The 17,989-nt window shown below is 72.6% G+C and carries 20 protein-coding genes; 7 read left to right on the plus strand and 13 right to left on the minus strand.

What is annotated here, in order from left to right; genetic code table 11:
* Positions 1-34: 34 nt before the first annotated feature.
* The 7 genes from EDF34_RS01055 to EDF34_RS01085 all read right to left on the minus strand — a co-directional run bounded on the left by EDF34_RS01055 (position 35) and on the right by EDF34_RS01085 (position 6,688).
* Positions 35-517 carry a hypothetical protein gene (locus EDF34_RS01055; RefSeq protein WP_148076548.1) on the minus strand — a complete coding sequence of 161 codons (483 nt, stop codon included), beginning with the start codon at positions 515-517 and terminating at the stop codon, positions 35-37.
* The gene (locus EDF34_RS01060; protein ID WP_123369541.1) at positions 514-1,641 is read right to left on the minus strand and encodes a serine/threonine-protein kinase; all 1,128 of its coding nucleotides are present in this window, start codon (positions 1,639-1,641) and stop codon (positions 514-516) included. Before EDF34_RS01060 ends, EDF34_RS01055 begins: the two co-directional genes overlap by 4 nt.
* A 60-nt stretch (positions 1,642-1,701) precedes the next feature.
* Positions 1,702-3,123 (minus strand): DUF222 domain-containing protein, encoded by a 1,422-nt coding sequence (locus tag EDF34_RS01065; RefSeq protein WP_148076549.1) that lies wholly within the window; start codon positions 3,121-3,123, stop codon positions 1,702-1,704.
* A gap of 65 nt (positions 3,124-3,188) precedes the next feature.
* Positions 3,189-3,833 carry a GAP family protein gene (locus EDF34_RS01070; RefSeq protein ID WP_233575116.1) on the minus strand — a complete coding sequence of 215 codons (645 nt, stop codon included), beginning with the start codon at positions 3,831-3,833 and terminating at the stop codon, positions 3,189-3,191.
* A 54-nt stretch (positions 3,834-3,887) separates the two neighbouring features.
* Positions 3,888-5,189, minus strand: coding sequence for a DUF1254 domain-containing protein (locus EDF34_RS01075; RefSeq protein WP_199737582.1), 1,302 nt, complete (start codon positions 5,187-5,189; stop codon positions 3,888-3,890).
* 66 nt (positions 5,190-5,255) lie between these two features.
* Positions 5,256-5,900, minus strand: a complete 645-nt coding sequence (locus EDF34_RS01080) for a DedA family protein (protein WP_123369544.1) — start codon at positions 5,898-5,900, stop codon at positions 5,256-5,258.
* Positions 5,897-6,688, minus strand: a complete 792-nt coding sequence (locus EDF34_RS01085) for a hypothetical protein (protein WP_123369545.1) — start codon at positions 6,686-6,688, stop codon at positions 5,897-5,899. Before EDF34_RS01085 ends, EDF34_RS01080 begins: the two co-directional genes overlap by 4 nt.
* A 57-nt stretch (positions 6,689-6,745) precedes the next feature.
* Between EDF34_RS01085 and EDF34_RS01090 the strand changes: the two genes are divergently transcribed.
* Entirely contained in the window at positions 6,746-7,423 is a 678-nt protein-coding gene (locus tag EDF34_RS01090) for a response regulator transcription factor (protein ID WP_123369546.1), read from the plus strand.
* Here the strand turns inward: EDF34_RS01090 and EDF34_RS01095 are convergent.
* The gene (locus EDF34_RS01095; protein ID WP_123369547.1) at positions 7,396-8,691 is read right to left on the minus strand and encodes a HAMP domain-containing sensor histidine kinase; all 1,296 of its coding nucleotides are present in this window, start codon (positions 8,689-8,691) and stop codon (positions 7,396-7,398) included. The two genes, EDF34_RS01090 and EDF34_RS01095, sit on opposite strands and share 28 nt — an antisense overlap.
* A gap of 19 nt (positions 8,692-8,710) precedes the next feature.
* The gene (locus tag EDF34_RS01100; protein ID WP_233575117.1) at positions 8,711-9,505 is read right to left on the minus strand and encodes a hypothetical protein; all 795 of its coding nucleotides are present in this window, start codon (positions 9,503-9,505) and stop codon (positions 8,711-8,713) included.
* A gap of 91 nt (positions 9,506-9,596) precedes the next feature.
* Here EDF34_RS01100 and EDF34_RS01105 point away from each other — a divergent pair, with 91 nt between their 5' ends.
* The 4 genes from EDF34_RS01105 to EDF34_RS01120 are packed head-to-tail and all read left to right on the plus strand — an operon-like array spanning position 9,597 to position 12,716.
* Entirely contained in the window at positions 9,597-10,109 is a 513-nt protein-coding gene (locus tag EDF34_RS01105; RefSeq protein ID WP_123369548.1) for a universal stress protein, read from the plus strand.
* Complete coding sequence (locus EDF34_RS01110) at positions 10,106-10,555, plus strand: CrcB family protein (protein ID WP_199737584.1); 450 nt, start codon at positions 10,106-10,108, stop codon at positions 10,553-10,555. Before EDF34_RS01105 ends, EDF34_RS01110 begins: the two co-directional genes overlap by 4 nt.
* The gene (crcB, locus tag EDF34_RS01115; RefSeq protein WP_123369549.1) at positions 10,552-10,923 is read left to right on the plus strand and encodes a fluoride efflux transporter CrcB; all 372 of its coding nucleotides are present in this window, start codon (positions 10,552-10,554) and stop codon (positions 10,921-10,923) included. Before EDF34_RS01110 ends, crcB begins: the two co-directional genes overlap by 4 nt.
* A gap of 41 nt (positions 10,924-10,964) precedes the next feature.
* Positions 10,965-12,716: a sodium:proton antiporter gene (locus tag EDF34_RS01120; protein ID WP_123369550.1), complete on the plus strand. Its 1,752-nt coding sequence runs from the start codon at positions 10,965-10,967 to the stop codon at positions 12,714-12,716.
* Between the two features lies 1 nt (position 12,717).
* On the opposite strand, the gene EDF34_RS01125 is transcribed toward EDF34_RS01120, so the two are convergent.
* The 4 genes from EDF34_RS01125 to EDF34_RS01140 form a co-directional block, all read right to left on the minus strand.
* Complete coding sequence (locus tag EDF34_RS01125) at positions 12,718-14,292, minus strand: triacylglycerol lipase (protein WP_123369551.1); 1,575 nt, start codon at positions 14,290-14,292, stop codon at positions 12,718-12,720.
* 128 nt (positions 14,293-14,420) lie between these two features.
* Positions 14,421-15,269 (minus strand): hypothetical protein, encoded by an 849-nt coding sequence (locus EDF34_RS01130; RefSeq protein WP_123369552.1) that lies wholly within the window; start codon positions 15,267-15,269, stop codon positions 14,421-14,423.
* Between the two features lie 103 nt (positions 15,270-15,372).
* A complete protein-coding gene (locus tag EDF34_RS01135) occupies positions 15,373-15,858 on the minus strand; it encodes a YbaK/EbsC family protein (RefSeq protein ID WP_123369553.1) in 486 nt (161 codons plus the stop codon).
* 7 nt (positions 15,859-15,865) lie between these two features.
* Complete coding sequence (locus EDF34_RS01140; RefSeq protein ID WP_123369554.1) at positions 15,866-16,831, minus strand: pirin family protein; 966 nt, start codon at positions 16,829-16,831, stop codon at positions 15,866-15,868.
* Positions 16,832-16,906: 75 nt separating this feature from the next.
* On the opposite strand from EDF34_RS01140, the gene EDF34_RS01145 reads away from it, so the two are divergent.
* Positions 16,907-17,386, plus strand: a complete 480-nt coding sequence (locus tag EDF34_RS01145) for an RNA polymerase sigma factor (RefSeq protein WP_123369555.1) — start codon at positions 16,907-16,909, stop codon at positions 17,384-17,386.
* Positions 17,383-17,982: a methylated-DNA--[protein]-cysteine S-methyltransferase gene (locus EDF34_RS01150; protein WP_199737586.1), complete on the plus strand. Its 600-nt coding sequence runs from the start codon at positions 17,383-17,385 to the stop codon at positions 17,980-17,982. The genes EDF34_RS01145 and EDF34_RS01150 overlap by 4 nt, the downstream gene beginning before the upstream one ends.
* Positions 17,983-17,989: the final 7 nt, after the last annotated feature.

Genomic DNA, 17,989 nt, shown 5'->3' on the forward strand with positions numbered 1-17,989 from the left:
CGGCGGGCGGTCGGGTCGAGCGCAGCGCCGCGACCTACTTGTTCTTCTTCGGCTTGGGTGGGTGCTTCGGCCCCTTGCCGTTGTCGTGCCCCTTGCCCTTGGTGCTGCTCGGGGGCGCGGCCGGCTCCTTCGTCGTCGAGGTCGGGGGAGCGACCGTCGGCGTCGCGGTTGCGGTTGCCTTCGCCGTGGCGGCTGCCGCCTCCGCCTTCTCTGCTGCAGCCGCGCGGTCCTGCACGTCCTCCGCCTCGGCGGCCACCCGGTCGAGTGCCGCGTCGACCTCGCGGTAGCGCGCCGTCGAGATCTCGCCCGCGTCGAGGGCGGCGTCCAGGTCAGCGCGGGTGGCTGCGACCCCGGAGTCGACGGCGTCCCACTTCCCGCCAGCGGCAGCGGTGGTCACGGAGAGGACGTCCGCCTGGAGCGACCGGGCAGTCTCCGCCGTGAGATCGGTCGGGCTGCCGCAGGCGCCGAGCGTCAGAGCCAGGGTGCAGGCCACGCCCAGCCTCGCAGCGCGCCTCATGGGGTCACGCTCGCCTGCAGCGCGGTGAGGGCGCTTCCCAGATTGCCCCCGACGGCTGGGTACGTCGGTCCGGGCTGCGGCGCAGCGCCGCCGCCGCTGGCAGCCTGCACCGCGAGGATCGAACCGCCGACCACGAGAGCCCCAGCGACGGCTGCCGCGACCCCGCGGGCACGCGTGGATCTCCGCGGCGCGGGCTTGTCGCTGACGGCGGGAGACACCCGGGTGCGGGGGAGCGACAACACCTCGGTGACTGCTGCGGTCGCGCCGGGGTCGCGGAGCATCCGGTCGAGCACCTGGGCGACGTCTCCCGCGGTGGGGCGCTCGTCGGGCTCGCGGGCCGTCATCTGCGAGAGCAGGCTCGCGAGCTCGGGTGGGAGGTCCCCGGGGATCGTGGGGCACGACGTCAGGCGCGCGGCTGCTGACTCCGCGAGGGTGCCCGAGAAGACCGAGTGCCCCGTGAGGCACTCGACGAGCACCAGCCCGAGCGAGTAGATGTCGGTGGACGGCCCGAGGGCGCTGCCCGTGACCTGCTCCGGGCTGAGGTAGCGCACCGTCCCGAGCGTCACGCCCGTCATCGTCAGCCGCGTGGCGTCCGAGAGCCGTGCGATGCCGAAGTCGGCGACCTTCACCGGGGCGTCGGTGGTGTGCGTGGACAGCAGGATGTTGCCGGGCTTGATGTCGCGGTGCACGATCTGCTGCTCGTGGACGACCGCCAACGCCTCGGCCACCTGGTGCCCGAGGGCTGTCGTCTCTTCCACGGTCAGCGGTCCGGTACGGAGCCGCTCGGCGAGCGTGGGCCCGTCGACGAGCTCCATCACGAGGTAGACCTCTTCGAGCCCGTCGCCGTCGCGCGCGGAGCCCGCGTCGTAGAGCGTGACCAGGCCCGGATGGCTCAGCGCCGCCAGCACGTGGATCTCGGCTGAGTGACGCAGCAGCACGTCCTCGTCCTCGGCGACCGACGGGAACAGCTTGATGGCGACGTCTCGGTGCAGCACGAGGTCGTGTGCCCGGTGGACGGTGGCCATACCGCCACGCCCGATCACCGCGTCGAGTCGGTAGCGCCCGGCGAGGACGCGTGTGCCATCGGCGGGAGCAGTGCTCGCATCGGTGGCTGCCTCGGACATGTCTGCCGACGGTAGGCGGTGAGCACGCCGGACGCACGCTGGCGCCGGGTGATGCGTGGCTCAGGCGGCGCGTCGCTGGTACTCGACGGGTGCGTGCTTGGCCAGGAGCCGTTCGAAGGCGAGGTCGATGGCGGGCTGGTAGGTCTCGGGCTCGTGTGGTGGTGGTGCGGGTGTGGGTGGTGGGGGTGCGTGGGAGGCGTAGCGGTGGCCGGTGGGGGTGGTGGTGATGACGGTGTGCTGGTGGGTGTCGGGTGTGAGGGTCTGGGTCCAGCCGGGGGCTTGTTTGGTGTGGTTGCACGCTTCGCACAGGCCTTGGCTGTTCGTGGCGTCGGTGACGCCGCCGTCGGCGGCGGGGGTGATGTGGTCGATGTGGCGGATGGGTGCCCCGCAGTATGGGGTGCGGCAGATCCCCTGGTCGCGTAGCCGCAGGAAGGTGGCCAGCCCGTCGGGGTGGAAGCGTTGCTTGGTGCTCATCGCGACGAGCTGTCTGTGGGGGTCTGCGTACAGGCGCCGCAGCCAGGTCGCGTGGGTGTCGAGGCCGGCGGCGATGAGCTCGCGGGCGATCTGGGCGGGCACGGGTGCGGGGCCGGTGCCGGGGGTCTGGAGGTGGGCGGGGTCGTGGCCGGCGCCGAGCAGGGTGGTGTCGGACAGGACCAGGTTCACGGTCACCGGGATGTCGTCGGGGTCGGCCAGGCCGGTGATGCGCTGGATGAGGGTGTCGGCCATGATCTGCCCGTGCCCGCGCGGGTCGCCGCCACCGGTCGTGCGGGCCAGGTCCGCGGCGGTCTTGAGTGCGGCGAACGCGGCGATGCCGTGCTTCATCGGGACCAGCGCGGACAGGTAGCACATGGTGTCGGGGGCGGGGCGGATGCTCACGCGTCGTTCGCCTTCCGCGCGCCGTGCCCGGCGCACGACCGCGGAGGGGTCCAGGCGGGCGGCATGTCCACGGGCGAGGGCAGCCAGTGCCCGGGTCCCGACCCCGTCGAGGCTGGCGGGCCCGGCGCACAGCAGCCGGTCGACCTCGGCGCGGTCCTCGCGTTCGAGGCAGGCGGTCTCGGCGACCAGGATCATCGCCCGGTACTCCGAGAGCCGCCCGGCGCGCAGGGCCGCGAAGGTGTGCGGCATCTCGGCGGTCCAGACCTTCGCGGCGCCGAGCAGGACCGAGCCGCGGTGCGGGGACTCGCGCCGCGCCAGCCCGACCTGCGCGGCCACGCCCTGCCCGCGCCGACGGGCCGGGACCCCGGCGACCGCCTGCCGGTCCCGCTCGGCGGTGTCCAGCGCGACTGAGAGGGCCGCCTGGGCGGCGCACACGGTCGACTTCAGCTCCTCCAGCGCGGCGATCAGCGACACGTCCTCGGGCGAGGAACCCGTGCCGAGAACGGCGGCGACCTGCTCCCGGAACGCCGCGACGCGATCCGCCGACAGGCACGCCACACCGCGCGCGTCAGCGCGAGCAGCGGGGTCCACGGGAGCGATCGTCACCCCGCCAGCCTATCGAACACACGTTCGACTCGCCAGACTTGTCCACATCCAGCAACGGCCCAGTCTCAGAGAGCAGAGACCCCGTCGCCGATCATCTTCGCCCCGATGACGACGAGCAGGACGACCAGGATCACGGCGTTGTTCGCGATCATCCACACCTTGATCCGGTCGAGGAGCCCAGCGGCCCGCGCACCCATCGCGACGTAGATGACGATCGGCGCGGCGACCCCGACTGACGCGACCAGCGTGAAGATGCCCAGGGCGGTGAACTGCTCGGTGCGATCCGTGGTCGCGGCCGCGATGGCTGCTGCCCCCGACACGATGATCAGCAGGTTCTTCGGGTTCACCGCGCTGAGGAGCAGTGCGAGCCCGGCCGCAGCCGGCGGCTTCATGTGGTCGACGGCGTCCATCCACCTCGGCGAGGCGGGGGCCGCGCCGGATCGCGGCCGGCCGCTCCACTGCTTGGCGGCGACGAGCAGGACGAGCACCCCGAGCGCGATCTTGACCCAGCTCGTCCAGGCGGGAGCAGGAGCACCGTCATCAGCCGAGGCACCCGCGACCAGCAGGACGATCGAGCCGACGACGAAGATGCCGACGATCCAGCCCAGCAGGAAGGCGAGGCTGTTCGACTTCGCGCGCGGCGTCACGAGCATGAGCACCACGGCGACGATCGGCATCGGGGAGATCAGGACACCGAGCGCGATCGGCAAGGACTGTCCTAGGGCTGCACCCACGAGCGGGCTCCTGACTGTGGACGGGGAGGATCAGGCACCAAGGGGGCGTAGAGGAGGCAGGCGGTACGCGCCGCTGACGATACTGGCGTCGCCGCCGTACGCCCGGACGATGACGCTGAACCCGCCGGTCGGGGCTGGGAGCCAGTTCGCGCGCGAGACCGGGTCGGTCGGCTCGTCGGCGCTGATCGTCACGGTGAGCGAGCCGTCGTCGGCGTAGACGATGCCGGCCGTGCGGTCGCCGATCGAGAACCGGTCGATGGGGTTCGCGACGAGGAGGCGATCGGGGAGCCCGTACATCGTCGCCGACCAGAAGAACCGAGCACGCGGGAGCTCGTCGGCGCCGAAGGTCACGGTGTACCCGCGCGAGCCGACCGGGTGGTTGCCCTCGGAGTCCAGGACCCATCCGCCGTACCAGGCCTCGGCCGCGGGCAGGCCGTACAGGCCCTTCATCGCGCCGACGTTCCGTTCGACGTACTTGCCGGCCATCTCCTCGCGCGTGCCGAAGAGACCGGTCGAGCTGGTCATCGACGAGGCCGCGGTCGCCAGGTCGGCGCGGCCGTCCTCGAGGCCGGCCGCCAGGGCCCCGGAGCTCGCCGCGTCCAGCGCGGCCGCGTCGAACGTCCCCGTCCCGTCCAGGCCGATCGACGCGAGCTGTGCGCGGACCTCGGCGTCCTCCTCGAGGACCGGTGCCAGGGCCAGCAGGAAGTCGAGCAGGTCGAAGAACGCGATCGTCGAGGTGTGCGCGGCCTCGTCCCAGACGGGCCATGCGAGGTCGGGCGCTGCCGCCGGGGCCGGGGCGCCGAGGAACGACGAGAGCGGCTGGGTGACGTAGCCGTCCTGGATGGCCCTGAGGGCATCGACTCCGTCGTTCATCAGCGCGGTGCGGCCGAGGCAGCCGAGGAGCTGCGTGGTCGACGAGATCACGCCGTCGATGCCGTCGGGAAGGGCTCCGTCCCAGGACGGCCCGGCGAGCAGGTAGGAGCCCGCGGCCGGACCGGTGCGCACGGCGCCGACGTAGCCCGCGTAGATCGTGTACACGTCGTGGAACGGCAGGATGTAGTAGCGGTCGATCGCCGGAACCGTGACCACCCAGGGCTCGGCGCGGAGGTCGAACCAGCCCCACGAGTACGGGGTGTCGTTGTTCGGGGTGACGATGTCCGTGTTCTCGGGCCGGGCCGGCTGCGGGTAGTGCCGGTAGGTCCCGAATCCGCCCACGTACCGCGGGTCGGTCGAGTCGACCGCCTGCGAGTAGGCGGTGCGGTAGTTCTCGACCATCGCGTAGCCGAAGGCGTAGGCCTGCTGGGCGATGGCGCGCACATCGTTCGTCGTCACGATCAGGACGGTACGGGACTCACCCCGCTGGCGCTGCGGACACGCATCGCGAGGTCGTCGTCCGCGTCACGCGCGTGAGCGGGTGCGCAGGCGCGCGACGACGAACCAGCCGACGGCACCCACCACGGCGGCCACCACGACCCACTGGAACACTCCCGCGTACGGCTGCACGGCGGACCAGTTCTCCCCGAGCAGGTACCCCGCGCACACGAAGACCGTGTTCCAGATCGCGCTGCCCGCGGCCGTGAGCAGCAGAAAGGTCGCCACGGGCATCCGCTCGACTCCCGCCGGGACCGAGATGAGGCTGCGGAACACCGGGACCATGCGACCGACGAACACCGCGGTGCGCGCGTGCCGTGCGAAGAAGGCCTCCGACCGGTCGACGTCCTCGACGGCCACCAGCGGGATGCGCGCCACGAGCGCGCGCGTCCGGTCTCGTCCGACGAGGGCGCCGACGAGGTAGAGCACGGCCGCTCCGGCCACGGATCCGATGGTCGTCCCGACGATCGCCGCGACGAGCCCGAACGTGCCCTGGCTCGCGGTGAAGCCCGCCAGCGGCAGGATAACCTCGCTCGGGATCGGTGGGAAGACGTTCTCCAGCGCGATCGCGATGGCCGCACCGGCGACGCCGAGGGTGTCCATGAGCTGGACGGCCCATCCGGCGACACCCCCCAGAGCCGAGGGGTCGGTCGCGGCTGCAAGGACTGTCATCGGGCGGCGGCCGTCTCGACATCGCGCCGCGTCGCGGTGAGGTACACGACGGTCCCCGCGATCGCGGCGAGGAAGACGACGCTCGTCACTGTCGTGCCCAGGCCGAGCCCGCCGTCCGCACGGCTCTGGGACAGGAGGTCACCGATCGAGGCGCCGAGAGGTCGGGTCAGGATGTAGGCCATCCAGAACGAGAGGACCGCGCCGAGCCCGAAGCGGTAGTGCGCGAGGGCGACGGCTCCGATCGCCGCGGCGAACAGCAGGGCCGAGGCGAGGTAGCCCAGGCCCAGCTTCTCGGCGAGCAGGTCGCCCGCTGCCGTGCCGAGCGCGAACGTGAAGAGGATAGCGAGCCAGTAGTACGCCTCACGCCGCGGCGTGGTGATCGCGTGGATCGAGAGGGTGCCCTCGGCCCGGTACCAGACGGCGAAGGTGGCGCCGAGCAGGGCGGCGAAGGCCACCGTCGTCGCCCACAGCGGCACACCGACCTCGTCCACGAGGTTGTCGGTGACGAGCGTCCCGACGACGCTGATCAGCACCACGGCCAGCCAGTAGACCGGTGCTACGTACCTCGGCGCGCGGAACTGGGCGACGAGCGTCACCACGAGGAGAGCTCCGACGACGAGCGTCGCGACCGTGAGCGTCATGCCCACGGTCTCGGTGAGATAGTCGGCGAACGTCTCGCCGACGGTCGTGGCCAGCACCTTGATCACCCAGAAGTAGACGGTGATCTCGGGGACCTTGTTGAGCACGACCCGGGCGGTCGACGTGCCTGTCTCGATGTGCGATGTCATGCCCGTAGCGTCGAGGTCCGTTGCTGAAGATCGCCTGAGTGGAGTCGGGAGGCTCTGGTGAAGATCCTGGTCGTCGAGGACGAGCACGCGATCGCCGACGCCGTCCGCCGCGGCCTGGAGGGGGAGGGCATCGCGGTCGACGTGATGCGCGACGGCGTCGACGGCCTGTGGGCCGCGACCGAGAACGCGTACGACGCCCTGGTCCTCGACCTCATGCTCCCGGGGCTGAGCGGGCGCGACGTCCTCGTCGGGCTGCGCGAGCGCGGCATCTGGACGCCGGTGCTCGTGCTGACCGCGCGCGACGGCGACGCTGTCCAGGTCGGCATGTTCGACCGCGGCGCCGACGACTTCCTCGCCAAGCCGTTCTCCTTCGAGGTGCTCCTGGCGCGCCTGCGCGCACTGGTCCGGCGCGGGGCTCCGGAGCGGCCGGTCGTGCTGTCCGCGGGCGACCTCCGCCTGGAACCGGCTCGCCGGCGTGTCACCCGCGGCGGGACGGAGATCGCACTGACGCCCCGCGAGTACGGCGTGCTCGAGCTCCTGCTCCGGCGGGGAGGCGACGTCGTCACCAAGTCCGAGATCCTGTCCAACGTGTGGGACTCGGCCTACGAGGGCGACCCGAACGTGGTCGAGGTCTACGTCAGTTACCTGCGGCGCAAGGTCGACGCCCCGTTCGGGCGACGGTCCATCCTCACCGTGCGCGGGCAGGGCTACCGGATCGCTGGCGACGACACCTGAGCTGCGAGCGGCACGCGCACGACGACACGCGTCCCGCCGAGATCGCTCGTCACCACGTGCACCGACCCTGAGTGCGACCCGACGATGCCCGCCACGATCGCCAGTCCCAGTCCAGCGCCCCCGGCTGCGCGAGCCCTGCCTTCGTCGAGACGCACGAACCGGTCGAACACCCGGGAGCGGTCCGCCTCGGGGATGCCCGACCCGTCGTCGTCGACCTCGACGACGGCCTCGCCCGCGTCGCTGCGGACGGTCAGCCGCACGCGCGAGGAGGCGTGCCGGCAGGCGTTCTCGACGAGGTTCTGCACGACCCGCTCGAGCTCGGGGGCGCTCCCGCGCGCCCGCACGGGCGAGCTCCGGACCTCGACCGACAGCGATGGTGTGCGAGCAGCGAACCCGACGCGTTCGACGATCTCGTCCAGGTCCACCTCCTGACCACGGTCGACGGCACTGCTCTCCGAGGCGCGGCTGAGGACGAGCAGGTCGTCGACCAGCGCCTCCATGCGGGCGTTCGAGCCACGCAGCGACGCGAGCGTCGTGGCCCAGTCGACCTCGCCCGGTCGGCGAGCGGCGACCTCGAGCTCGACGCGGACGGCGGCGAGCGGGCTGCGCAGCTCGTGACTCGCGTCCGCGACGAACTGGTCCTGCACACGCTGCGCGTCGTCGAGCCGCTCGAGCATCTCGTTCAACGTCACGGCCAGCCGGGCGACCTCGTCGCCGGTGGACGGAACGTCGACGCGCATGCCGAGGTCGGTGTGGCTGATCTGGGCGGTCCGGGCCCGGATCTTCTCGACCGGGCGCAGCGCGCGACCCGTCAGGACGAACGCCAGCGCGCCGACGAGCAGGACGAGCAGGGGCACGGCCACCAGCAGCGCCTGGGCCGCGTCGGTCACCGTCTCCGCCCCGCTCTCGTAGGACTGCTGGACGACGACCTGGTCCGCGCCGTCGATCCCGGGCACGCCGATCACGGCTGTCACGACGGGCCCCTCGGTGACGCCGCTCTCGCTGGTCGCCACGACCTGGCCGTCGTCGAGCACCGTCACCGAGGACGCGTCGCCGAAGCCCGGCGAGAGGTTGAGGCCCGACGTCACGGCGCCGTCCGCCCTGAGCTCGGCGGCGACGTCGTGCGCGCGCGCCGTGGCGGTCGCGACCGCGGACGCGCGGACCGAGTCGTGCAGGACCACCAGGAGGGCCAGTGAAGCGAGCACCAGGGCGATCGAGACGGCGCCCATCGCGGCGATCGCCGAGCGCGCGCGCACCGAGACGGCCATCCTCTTCACCAGCCTCACGCTAGTGCCGGGCCGGGGCCTCGTCAGCGTGTGCCGCGGCGCTCATCCGGCCGACGAGGGCGGCGATCCCGATGACCAGCGCCAGGGCGACCGGTCCCGAACCGAGGCCGAGGCCGCCGCGCTCGGGGCCGACGCCGAGCCAGTCGGCGAACGACGCTCCCACCGGCCGCGTCAGCACGTAGGCGGTCCAGAACGCGGGCACGGCCGCCAGCCCCCACCAGCGGTACGCCGCCGCGGGGACCAAGAGCAGGACGGTGAACACGATCCCCGCGGCGAGGTATCCCAGGTGGAGCGTCACCGCGACCATGTCGCCCGCCGCGGTGCCGAGGGCGAACGTCGCCATCACCGCGGCCCAGTAGAACAGCTCGCGTCGCCGGGTCCGGATGCTGTGCACCGACAACGTGCCCTCCGTGCGGCTCCACGCCACGAAGACGATCGCGAGGCCTCCCGCGAAGGCCGCCGTTGATACCAGGTACGGCACCCCCAGCGCGACGTGGACGACATCGGCGGCCATGGTCCCGAACACGCCGACCATCGAGACGGCGAGCCAGTACCGCCACGGGACGTAGCGTGGCGCGCGCAGCTGGAGGGCGAGCGCCGTGGCGAGGCCGATCGCCCCCAGGACGACGGCGAGCTGCGGCGGGATCGCGCGCACGAGGTAGTCCGAGGCGGACTCGCCCATGGCGGTCGTCATCGCCTTGGTGACCCAGAAGATCGCGGCGACCTCGGGCACCTTGCTCACCGCCTGTGCCACGGTCTGGAGGGTCGTCGTGGCTGTGGGCTTCGTGGACGTCACGGGCACAGGTTCGCGCGGCGGACCTTGGGATCTGCTGAGAGCGGCCGGCGCGTAGAGTCCGCGCTGTCGGCACGGAGCACGGGAGCGGGGCATGAGCACAGCACGGTCGAGCACCTGGTCCGGGCCCGCGCCCGACGAGGTCGTGGTCGTCGGCGTGCACGCGGGCCAGGACCTGCGGGTCGTCGATGCAGCAGCAGGCCTCGCGCGCCGGCTGGCTGCCGGGCTGGTGGCCGTGTGGGTCGACCCGACGCGCGTCGTGGTCCGGCGCGAGACGGACGGCACGCTCGACCTGACACCCGTCGACCCCGACGACGACGACGTCCTGGGCCAGGTCACCGCGGCCGACGAGCTCGCCGAGCGGATCGGGCAGCACCTGGCTGCCGACGGGCCCACGTGGCGGTTCGTGTACGCGGCCGGCGAGGTCGCGCACGAGCTCGCCGCGGTGGTGGCGCAGCACTCGACCGCGTACGTCGTGGTCGGCTCGCGCCGGCCCGGGCTCGCGGGCTGGATGAACGAGGCGATCGGCGGCTCGATCGCGGGGCGACTGGCCCACACCCAGGCAGTGCCGGTCGTCGTGGTTCCGCTGCCGGGGGAGCGGCGGTGACGGCCCGGCACCACACGAACCCGGCCCTCGTCGGCATCGTCGCTCTCGGCGGTGCGGTCGGCAGCGCCGCGCGGTACGGGGTGAGCCACGCGTTGCCGCCCCAGGACGGGCTGCCGGTCGGGACGCTCGTCGAGAACCTCGTCGGCGCATTCCTGCTCGGGCTGCTGCTCGAGTCGCTGCTGCGGGCCGGCCCGGAGGACGCGACGAGGCGACGCCTGAGGCTCGGGCTCGGCACCGGCGTCCTCGGCGGGTTCACGACCTACTCGGCGCTCGCGCTCGAGGTCCAGCGGCTCTGGGCCGGAGGAGACGTGCCCCTCGCGGTCGGCTACGGGCTCGGCACCGTGGTGCTCGGCTTCCTCACCGCGAGCCTCGGGATCGTCGTCGGCGCTCGTCGTGCTGCGAGGGCCGCAGCCCTCGCCGGGCCGACGGACGGGGACGAGCGATGATCCTCCTGCTCGTGAGCATCCTCGGCGGCCTCGGCGCAGCCACCCGGTTCGTCGTCGACGGCTGGCTGCGCGGCCGGTGGTCGGGTGCGCTGCCGGTGGCGACGATGACGATCAACGTCACCGGCTCGCTCCTGATCGGCTTCCTCGCGGGTGCGCTGGCGACCGGCGCGATCGAGCCGAACGCCTACGTCGTCGCCGCGACGGGGTTCTGCGGTGGGTACACCACCTTCTCGACCGCCAGCGTGGAGACCGTCCGGCTCGCCCAGGAGGGCGCGTACCGCCGCGCGCTGGTCGCAGGGCTGGGCACGCTCGTCCTGACGGTGGTCGCGGCCGCGGCGGGTGTGGGCATCGCCACCGCGCTGCTCTAGCCTGCGGCAAGATCGACCTGACGACAGGGGAGGTGGGGCGGGTGGACGCAGCACTCGTGGTGTCGATCGGCGTGGTCGCCGTCGTGCTGGTCAACGCCTGGGCGAAGCGCGTCGGTGTCGCGGCGCCGTTGATCCTCGTCGCGGTCGGCGTCGCGGTCAGCTTCCTGCCCTTCGTCTCCGCGGTCGAGATCGAGCCGGAGTGGATCCTCGCGGGTGTGCTGCCGCCGCTGCTCTACTCCGCGGCCGTCTCGATGCCGACGATGGACTTCCGACGCGACTTCGGCACGATCGGGGGCCTGTCGGTCGTCCTCGTCGTCCTCACGTCCGTGGTGCTCGGCTACTTCTTCGCCTGGGCCATCCCCGACATCGGGCTCGCCACCGGCATCGCGCTGGGTGCCGTCGTCAGCCCGACCGACGCGGTCGCGACCTCCATCGTCAAGAGACTCGGCGTTCCGCCGAGGGTCGTGACCGTGCTCGAGGGCGAGAGCCTGCTCAACGACGCGTCCGCCCTGGTGATCCTCCGCTCGGCCATCGCGGCGAGCGCCGTGAGCGTGTCGCTGTGGGGCGTGGCCGGCGACTTCCTGAAGTCGGTTGTGATCGCCGTCGCCGTCGGCGCTGTCGTCGGCGTGCTCAACCTGCGCGTGCGTGCGGCGGTCAAGGACGCCGCGGCCTCGACCGCGATCTCGTTCATCACCCCGTTCGTCGCGTTCGCACCGGCGGAGCACTTCGGCGCGAGCGGGCTCGTGGCCGCGGTCACGGCGGGCCTGATCACGGGGCAGGGCTCGGCCAAGTACCTGCGCGCGCAGGACCGCCTGTCCGAGACCACGAACTGGGCGACCATCGAGGTCCTGCTCGAGGGCGGCGTCTTCCTGACGATGGGCCTGCAGCTGTTCGGGTTCGTCGACGAGGTGCGCGACGAGCACGGCTCGATCGCGAGCGCCCTGTGGCTCGGCGCCGCCGCGGTCGGGATCGCGCTCGTGCTCCGCTCCGGCTACGTCGGCGCGGTGCTGTGGGCGGGTCGGCACCAACGCTACGACGCCGACGAGTTCCGCGACCGGGTCGCGCAGGGGGAGGAGTTCTTCCGGCAGCAGCAGGAGCATCCCGAGCTCCAGAAGGGCCCGAGCAACCCCGACCGGCTGGCGCGGCGGCAGGCGAGCTGGGTCCGCCGCGTCACGCAACGGGTCGCCGACATGGACTACCTCGCGGCCCAGCCGCTGCGGCGTCGCGAGGGCGCGGTCCTGGTGTGGGCGGGCATGCGCGGCGCCGTGACGGTGGCCGCCGCTCAGTCGCTGCCGGGCGGCGACGGCCCCGGCGCCACGCCGCAGCGGGCGCTCCTGATCCTCATCGCCTTCGTCGCCGCCGGCGGCAGCCTGCTCGTCCAGGGCGGGACGCTCGGCTGGGTCGTGCGTCGACTCGGACTGGGCGGGTTCCGGCAGGGCGCCGACGAGGAGCGCGCACGGTTGCTGGCGGCCATGGCGGAGGCGTCGATAGCCGTCGTCGACGACCCCGACCTGCGACGGCCGGACGGCTCGCCGTACACGCCGCGCGTCCTCGAGATCACGCGCAAGCGCGCTCAGTTCGAGCAGGACGAGGAGAGGCGCGAGCACACCCGTCAGGTCACGGACGAGCTCCACGACCTCTCGCTGCAGATCATCGCCGCCCAGCGTGACGTGCTGCTGGAGGCCCGCTCGCTGGGCACCTTCAGCTCGGCGGCGCTGACCTCGGCCCTCGGCGTGCTCGACGCGGACCAGATCCGTATCGAGCTCCAGGGTGGGAACGGCGAGGACGAGTAGCTCAGCCCCGGTCGAGGGTTGCCCGCGGGCGCACCTCCAGGGTGACCGCGGCGTCCGCTCCGAGCAGCGCTCGAGCGCCTTCAGGTACCGGCACGCGGACGCGCCAGTGCTGCGGGGCCGGCTCCTCGTCGGTCAGCGGAGTGTCCCGTGCCGGGTCGGGCACCCAGTCGCGGATCGCGCCGGTCAGCGCCGAGCTCCACACACCCCAGGTGGCGGGTCTCGCGTCCGTGCCCTCGCCGATGTCGACGACGAGCACGTCTGCCCAGTCGGCGGTCTGCTCGAGGTGGTCGACGAACGACAGCAGGCCGCGCTTCTTGCGCAGCGACAGCAGCGAGAGCCGCAGGACGTGCCGCATCGTGGCGGCGCGGGCTCCCGTCGCATCGGTCGGCCGGGTCGCGTCCGACGAGAGGTAGGTGTGCACCAGGGGGACGGGCGTGCCCACCGAGTCATCGACGGGCCGTCGCTCGATCTGGATCGGGCACAGGTGGGCCGCGCTCTGCTCGTGCAGCGTCACGGGCAGACCGCGGATCGAGAGCGCGGCGTCGAGCTGCCAGATGGTCTCGTCGTCGTCCGAACCCTGGATGTCCAGGCCGGTCAGGCTCGCGACGACCTCGAGGTCGCCGAACAGGAACCGGCGCAGGTTCTGGTAGCCCTCCTCGGAGTTCACGATGCCGTAGCGGCCCGAGTGGCTGCGGTGGACGAACGCGCGCGGGGTGTCACGGACGTAGGCGTTGTCGATCTGGACCAGGCCGTCGCTGCGCGCCCCGACGGCCTTGGCCGACAGGCCCTTCGCGACGTCGTAGTCGCCCGAGTCGGTGCCGACGAGGCAGAACAGGCGGTCGTGCGGGAAGCCGCCGGCCGGCATGACGGTCGCGTCGAACTTCACGTCCGGGACGGCGACCTTGGTCGGCGTCAGGTACTCCTTCATGCGCGCGGGGCCGAAGATGTCCGCACCCTGCAGGCCCGTCGCGTCGCGGATCTTCTCGAGCAGCCCGAAGCCGACCGCGAACTCGATCCCCCCGTGCGGCGTGGCGTAGGTGAACACACGGTCGACGAGCGCCGACGCCGAGTCGAGCGCGCCGCCGATGTCCGGGTCGTCGGGGACCGTCTGCTGCAGCATGGAGCGCACGACGAGGCCCCCCATCGAGTGCGCGACGAGGAACACCCGCGGCGCGCCCGTCTGCCTGCGCACCAGGAGCACGAGCTCGAGCAGCGACCGCGCGGCGGTCTCGATGGAGAACGCGTTCGGGTCCTTGGTCAGGAGCGGTGCGAACTCGTCGTAGAAGCGGTGCACCCAGATCGACGCGGCCGGCACCGTGCCGGCGTCCTGGTCGGCGAGGTAGGCCGCCTGGTTGCCGTGCACGAGCAGCTGGTAGCCCTGGTCGCCCATCAGCCGCAGGAGCGGGCTCTCGAACTGGTGGAAGGCCGGACGGTCGGCGCCGTCGACGCGGACCTGCACCGAGCCCTCGTTGAAGCCGTAGAACGGGTCACCGACCGCGTTGTCGATGCCCGACGGGCCACCCGCGAACCCGCGGACGTAGATGACCGGCAACCGGCCGTCGCCTGGATAGGACACGCCATGCTCCTCGGGTCGCGGCGCGGCGTCCCCGGTGGACGACGCCGTCGTCGACCAGGATCCTCGCGGCGTCCCTCAGATACCAGGAGCGCGGCGCACGGGCCCGAGGACCCGTGCGCCGCCCGGGGTCACTTCCTGAGCTTGATCGTGACCGCCGACGACACCTGCGCCTGCAGGTGCGAGGTCGCAGGCGAGACGACGCGGTAGCTGCCCGCCTTCTTCACCTTGACCTTCGTCGACCAGTGGCCCTTGGTCCCCGTGACCTTGACGGACTTCACGTTCTTCCAGGCCTTGGTGCCCTTGGCCTTGAACTGCACGACGACCTTGGAGCCCTTGGCCACCGGGCGGTACTTGTAGGCGACCTTCGCGGTCGCCTTCTGGTAGGTGACCGTGCCGGACAGCGTGGTGGTCTTGTTCTTCTTGACCGACGTGGCAGACGCGTGCGGCTTGGTGGTCTTGACGTCGTTGCGGATGTAGCCCGTCGCCTTGACGGTGAGCTCGGTGTCGACGTCGAGCGCGGGGTTCAGCGCGTACCGGTAGGCGACGACCTTCGCGGAGACCTTGCAGGCTCCGGAGGTGATGTAGCTCCCGACGGTCGTGCTCGTCGGGCGCTTCGCGTCGAACGTGACGGACTGGGACCACGTCTTCGACCCGTCGGCGCTCGGCGCGCCGATGTAGCCCGAGCAGCTCTTCGCCCCGGTCACCTGGATCGAGGCGTACCAGTGGACGGCCTTCACGCCGTAGTCGGACCCGTCGACGACGTCGTGCGCGCTCGGCGGCGTGACGACCTTGAGCGTGACCCACTTCTTGTCGCTGAACTTGCCGAGCTTGTTCTTGATGTCGTGGACGGTGAGCGTCGCGGTGACGCCGCCCTTCTTGGCGACCTTGGTCTGGTTCGCCTGTGCCGATCCGGCGACGAGGCCGAGGCTGAGGGTCGCGGCCAGAGCGGCTGCGACGATACGGGCGGAAGTGCGCATGGTGACTGTGTCTCCCCTGTGTGCCGTGCGATGACGCAACGGTGTCTACCAGGCGGAGCCGGGCGAAGTGCCCGAAGCACGCAGGACGAGACGAAACCGGCACTCAGCCGTCGACCGGGTGCACCGATCCGCCGGTGATGCGCACGAGCTCCTCGAAGCTGGTGGGGAAGACCGTGTGCGGTGTGCCCGCGGCCGCCCAGATCCGCGTGTAGTCGGCCAGCGCCTCGTCCACGACGGTCTCGATGGGCGCGGGATGGCCGACGGGGGAGACCCCGCCGATCGCCTGTCCGGTCGCGGCGCGGACCTGGTCGGGCGTCGCGCGGACGATCGCCTCACGGTCCAGGCGGCGGGCGAGGGCCGCGGTGTCGACGCGGTGCCGGCCGCTCGTCATGACGAGCAGCGGCTTGTCGTCGGCCCAGAAGACGAGGCTGTTGGCGATGGCGCCCACCTCGCAGCCCAGGGCACCGGCGGCCAGGACGGCGGTCGCGGCGGAGTCGGGGAGCGCGACGACCGCGCCACGGACCCCCGCGCGGTCGAGCGCCTCGGCGACGAGCTGGGTGCGCGCCGGGAGCCGGGTGGTGTCGGTCACGGACCGATCATGCCCGAGGAGCGCGCCTGCGTGGCTGAAGTCGCACGTTCGGCAGGTCGGGCGCCGGGATACGGACTCCGTCGTGCCCCGCCACGGACCCGAACCGGTCGGCGTGCTCGTCGGACGCCCACGACGCCCTCGCCTCCGCGATGTCGGCGTGCGTGCGCCCGACGAAGTTCCACCACATGACCAGGTCGTGCTCGAAGCGGGCACCGCCCAGGAGCAGGAGCGTCGCGCCCTCGCCCGACTCGACCGGCACCGAGGCGCGACCCTCGCCGAGGTACAGCAGGGGTCCCGGCGTGACGTCCGTGCCCGCCACGTGCGCCGTCCCGGCGAGGACGAGCACGGCGTGCTCGAAGGTTGGGTCGAGGGGCAGCTCGGTGCGGGCGCCCGCCTCGATGACGAGCTCGGCGCCCAGCAGCGGCGTGTGGACGCCCGCGGAGGACCGGGCGCCGTCAAGCTCGCCGATGAAGACGGTTGCTCGTGCGCCACGCGTCTCCCACGTCGGAAGCTCGGTGACCTGCTCGAAAGCGGCCGAGCCGCCCGCGGCACCGTCGGGCAGCGCCACCCACAGCTGGACGGCGTGCAGCAGGGGCGCCGAGCCGAGCGCGAGCTCCGAGTGGGAGACCCCGCGTCCGGCCGTCATGAGGTTGAGCTGACCGGGTCGCACGACGACGTCCGAGCCGAGGCTGTCGCGGTGCCGGATCTCGCCCTCCACCGGCCACGTGACGGTCTGGAGGCCGGTGTGGGGGTGCGGCAGCACGCGCATGTCCACGTGCTGGGGCCCGAACTCGTCGAGGAAGCACCACGCGCCGACCATCGGCAGCGTCCGCTGCGGCAGCGTGCGCCGCACCTGCATCGCGCGCAGTCCGCCGAGGGGCACCTCGCGCGGCTCGTGCAGCTCGGCCACGGCACCTGCGTCGTCGTGCGCCTCGCAGAGCTCGGGTGCCGGGCGGGCCTCCAGGTTGGTCACGGGTCCACTCTGCCCGACGCGGGTGCCCGATGGACCTCACATCCTGGTGTCGCCGCGCGTCTGCACACTGTGGGGATGGACGAGCCGTTCGAGCGGGTGGTGCGTGAGCACGGGGCGACCGTGCTGCGCGTCTGCCGAGCCGTCCTCGGTCCGGCCGACGCCGACGACGCGTGGTCCGAGACGTTCCTGTCGGCCCTGCGCGCGTGGCCGGACCTGGACCGGGGTGCGAACGTCCAGGCCTGGCTCGTGACGATCGCGCACCGGAAGGCGATCGACGTCGTGCGGGCGGCCCAGCGGCGCGCGATCCCGGTGGCCGACCTGCCCGACCTGGCCGTGGCGCCGGCCGGCCGTGACCTCGACCTCTGGTCGGCGCTGGCGCGGCTGCCGCACAAGCAGCGGCACGCCGTGGCGCTGCACCACCTGGGTGGGCTCTCGTACGACGAGGTCGCGGGCGTGCTGGGCGGCACGCCCGCTGCCGCGCGGCGAGCGGGGGCCGACGGCGTCGCGACGCTGCGCCGCACCTACGGCACGACGATCGACGGAGGGGACCGATGACCACGCTGGACGCACCCGTGACACCCGACGACCTGGCGCGGCTGCACGCCGACCTGGCCGCGCGCGCCCTCGGCGTGGGGCTCGTCGACGTCGCCTACCGCACGCTTGACGGACCGCTCGGCCCCCTGCTGCTCGCCGCGACGCCCGTCGGGCTCGTGCGGGTCGCGTTCGCGGTGCAGGACCACGACGCCGTGCTGACCGACCTCGCGACGCGCATCAGCCCGCGCGTGCTCGCGGCCCCCGCGCGGCTCGACGACGTCGCCCGCCAGCTCGACGAGTACTTCACCGGCCGCCGGCGCACGTTCGACGTGCCGATCGACCTCCGGCTCGTGGGTGGCTTCCGGCGCGTGGTGGTCGAGCACCTGGCGGAGATCGGCTACGCGCGCACGGCCAGCTACGCGGCGATGGCCGAGGCGGCGGGCAGCCCCCGGGCGGTGCGTGCCGTGGGGACCGCGTGCGCGCTCAACCCCGTGCCGGTGGTCGTGCCCTGCCACCGGGTCGTGCGGTCGGACGGGACACCGGGGCAGTACGCCGGGGGAGCGGCCGCCAAGCTCGCGCTGCTCGACCTCGAGACACGTGTCGGCGCGGCGGCGTAGCGTCGAT

This window comes from Cellulomonas sp. PhB150, assembly GCF_003755175.1.
GTDB lineage: Bacteria > Actinomycetota > Actinomycetes > Actinomycetales > Cellulomonadaceae > Cellulomonas.